The organism is Bacillus sp. SIMBA_074, assembly GCF_046534555.1.
Classification (GTDB): Bacteria; Bacillota; Bacilli; order Bacillales; family Bacillaceae_G; genus Bacillus_A; species Bacillus_A mycoides.
Map to the genome: position 1 here is coordinate 1 of NZ_JAWRYM010000731.1, position 261 is coordinate 261.

The 261-nt window shown below is 48.7% G+C and carries 1 protein-coding gene; it reads left to right on the forward strand.

Features of this window, described 5'->3' with window-relative positions; all coding sequences use genetic code 11:
- Positions 1–261 (forward strand): sigma 54-interacting transcriptional regulator (locus SB773_RS32705; protein WP_410594560.1); only part of this gene is annotated, 261 nt, incomplete at both ends.

Below are 261 nucleotides of genomic sequence, written 5' to 3' on the forward strand. Positions count from 1 at the left end.
GGGCGTTTACGGGGGCGAGAAAAGGAGGAAAGCCAGGAGTTTTTGAAATGGCCGACGGTGGGACGATTTTTCTGGATGAGATCGGAGATATCTCCCCGGCAATTCAGGTAAGGCTGTTGCGTGTTCTTCAAGAAAAACAAGTAGTCAGAGTTGGTGCAACCAAAGTCTTATCCGTTGATGTCAGGGTAATTGCCGCCACAAATCGTAACCTGGAAGAAGCGGTGAGGCAAGGTAAATTTCGTGAGGATTTGTACTACCGTC